The 3,440-nt window shown below is 57.0% G+C and carries 2 protein-coding genes; one reads left to right on the forward strand and one right to left on the reverse strand.

The features are described 5' to 3' along the window. Positions 1–218: 218 nt before the first annotated feature. Positions 219–1,865 carry a hypothetical protein gene (locus EWE75_RS24045; RefSeq protein WP_165388525.1) on the reverse strand — a complete coding sequence of 549 codons (1,647 nt, stop codon included), beginning with the start codon at positions 1,863–1,865 and terminating at the stop codon, positions 219–221. 822 nt (positions 1,866–2,687) lie between these two features. Between EWE75_RS24045 and EWE75_RS24050 the strand changes: the two genes are divergently transcribed. After that, on the forward strand, positions 2,688–3,128 hold the full coding sequence (locus EWE75_RS24050; protein ID WP_130160560.1) for a hypothetical protein: 441 nt from the start codon (positions 2,688–2,690) through the stop codon (positions 3,126–3,128). The last annotated feature ends 312 nt before the right edge of the window (positions 3,129–3,440 follow it).

Genomic DNA, 3,440 nt, shown 5'->3' on the forward strand with positions numbered 1-3,440 from the left:
ATGCCTGGGCCCGGTGCCGATCGTGAGCCCGTAACTTCATCTTATCGGGGGGCAGCCACCCGACTAGGCCTTCGAACATCGCCACCGCATTTCGTGGCCACCGCTCCCGCGATTACGTCATGTTCGTTCAATCATTGTTGCGCCGACTGCGCCGACTTTCGTGTTTCCACACAGCCTCGCCCATTAGCGGACATTCACGGCAGGTCCCCCAACGCTGTTCATGCAAGTTCAATCCGGCCGACCGTCGCATCGCTTGCCAGAAGCGGCCCAGGTTCCAATACGGCTACTCGTCCATCCATAGTGCCAATCGCTAAGGCGTACCCGTTCGCAGAAAGCGAGAATATCACCGTCGGCTGTGCGCCGATCGTTACTCTACCTGCGGCTCTGACCGCTCCCGTAATGGCGTCAATCAGCCTCAGGGTTCCGTCGAGGAAGGCGGCGGCGATGATACCAAGACTTTCTACATAGACGATTGCGCTACTTGCAGCCGTCGTAGGGTGTCGCCACAGTTCACGATCTGCATTGAGGGACTTGCGATATATGAAGCCAATGATCGGCGCGGACGGATTGGGATCGTAATGCTTTCCGGCGAGCACGATCCCGGCTCCTGCCGAATCGTCCAGGAAGCATCCGTAACACTCCATTGCATGGCTAGCCTGGCTTCCATCCTGGTCGAGAACAGGCCAAAGGCTCTCGACATTGCCGTGAGCGTCGAGGCGGCACAAGCGCTTCCGCTCATGCCCATCCGGCGGCGTGGCTTGAAGGAAGTAGTTCGCAGGAGCACCGTCTATTCCCACAAAATGATTAAAACAGTCGTAGTGCCCAAGATTGATCGGTACTCCGACTCCGGTCGCGACATCAATGAGAAGATCTGAACTAGCCGATCCGCGGTGGTGCCGAACCAATCGACCGAGCACAGTGCCGTTCGACGATCCCGTGAAGCTGTACGATCCTGCGTATGTTCCGAGTTCGACGAGAGCCCCGTCTTGGATCGCTAAGAGGCGCGACGACACCTCGCTATCGCTCCGAATCCTGCGTTGGGCGACATGAATGAGCGGGGGCTCCGAAGAGACTATGGCAGCGCCGTAACCGTCACCTTCGACGTAAGATAATTTGGTGCCTGTCAGATCATCGATTTGAAGTAGACACTCGTTAGAAACAGACGCGATCTTGTCATCGCCTAGCCATGATAGGTCCCATATTGCGCTACGCTCGATTAGCTTGGGTACTTTGAGCCAAGCGGCAACGCTCTTGTGCGCATCCTTCTTGGATTCGTCCGCAGCGAAGAGTATTTTGAGTTTGTCATCTCCTAGCCTTGCGGCGGGATCGAGCACAAACTCGGAGCGAGCGACATTCCAGTCGGCTATCGTGTTCGCGCCATAGAAGCGCGTGAAGGCGTCGTCTTCTTGCCCATTCGGATCGCCCCCCCACTCCTCATCCCAAGGCCGCACGATCAGATCGAGCGTCGCCCCTTCGGGATCGAAGTTTACCCAGACGACCTCCGGAATTTGTGAAACCGGCTCGCGCCAACTGTTCTCCGTCCAGTTCCAGAGGAGCAGTTCACCCTCGAACATCCAGCCCCCGTCATAGGTGCCGGTGGCAATTGCCACGACCGGCTCTCGAGGATGGAAGCTGACCCAATTTATTGGCAGCCGAACGTTGTCAAACCAGGCAAATGGCACCTGCTGATCCGGCCGATGTAAGGAAAGCCGATGCCGCAGTTTGTGGCCAGCATATGCTGCGCGAGCCGGCGGGTTGGTAAGCAGCGGAAATGCGCTTGCGACGGCAAGGATGGATCTGTCCTTGTTCACGAACGCACCGGTGATATGCCCGCTGCCTGGCACAGTCGGCGATGAAATAATCAACGAGATCGATCTCCGGTGTCGCTTTTAGACCTTGCTAAGTTACCACGTGACACTTCTTCCGCAATGTCCGCTGCCCACCACTTTCCCCCGTCCGCACTTGCGATCAGCGCCGGGTCAAAACGGCGTGTCGGCAGTCGCCCCAAAGCCGGTCATTGAACGACGGATCGACTTCGCAAAGGAGGCGCGGGAATATCCGATGGACTAGCGTTTTCGCCAAGGCCGTATCCCCAAACACACCGGCGCTGTTTGCTACACATGTATGCCAAGTCGATAATCGCCGCAGCTCGCCTGTATGCGGCGCAGCTCAGAGACGCGTTTGCGAATAAGTATAGAGGTTGCGGGGGCGTTAAAGCAACTCGTGCACGCCGCAGGTAGGCCTTAAGGTCATTTTCATGGACCACGGTGCGCCGCATTATTATATAATTAGTATCACGCGCCGCTATAGGTATGTAGTACCCCGGCTCCCCCGCTGGGTAGTCGCGGCTCATCCATGCTGATGGCTTTGTGCAAGCCGTTGTTGGATGTGTGCGCGCTGCCGCTTGGCACTGCACCGAAAATACGAAAGTAAGTGCGGCAGCGACTACGAGACGGGGGAAGAGGTACATTGTCGATATTGTGCATCACAGAAGCGAGAAAGCAATCGTCCTTTCCCTGAGGCTTTGCCCAAAGCGGACCTTCTCGAATCCACCAATTTTCCCGTCACCGCTGACGATCGGCGTCGGGCCAAAGCGGCCCGTCGGCAGTCGCCCAAGAGCGGCCGCTTGTCGCTGCGCAGCCACGCCCCGGATTGCGGACGTTGCGCGCACCTGCGAGATACCTCGCATGAGCAAACTCACTCTGAGCTACAGGTTCGATGCGAGCTTCTTCGACATGAGCCTGACCCGCGACGACTTCGGCTATCTCTCCGTCCACGTCGAGACAGATCGCATCTCCGCGAAGGGGGGCTTCTGGGTTCAGTGGCAAGATGTGAAGGAGTTCGGCGAAGCCCTAGGCTTGTTTCCGATTGGTGAGAACCAACCCGTCGTCGCACAGTGGGGCTTTGATATGCAGGAGGGCGACGATCTCAAGCTCCGTTTGGAAGTTGTACCGGCTGACAAGCGGGGGAACCTATTTTTAAAATTTGAAGTTGCTGACGACGATGAGCCAGAAGATCGAGCGCGAGGTCGATTTTTGATGAACTATCCGGACGTAGATGCTTTCCGGCGTGAGATTGCAAGACTGATGAAGAACGAGGTCGAAGAGGCCGTCCTGAACGGGCGATAATGCCGTAGAGAACCGAGACCATCGTCGCCGACAGCGGACGTTCCGCAATCCACCACCTCCGGTCATTCTTAGCGGAATGAGGTTCATGAATAGAGGACAGATCGGAGAGAGAAAGGCCCCAGTGCCCCGGAATGACTGACATAGGGGCGCACGTCCGACCAGGCGCTTTTCCGACCTGATCAATCTTTAGAGTCCTCGGTGAGGAGAAACCCCTCCGACTTCAGTCGGATACTGGCTTCAGCCATCGACTCGGCCGATAGCGTGTAACCTCGGAAAAAAGAGACAGCCCGTAGGGCGTTGAGTCTCTTTTTT

Source organism: Sphingomonas populi, assembly GCF_004208535.1.
In the GTDB taxonomy this organism is placed as follows: Bacteria; Pseudomonadota; Alphaproteobacteria; order Sphingomonadales; family Sphingomonadaceae; genus Sphingomonas; species Sphingomonas populi.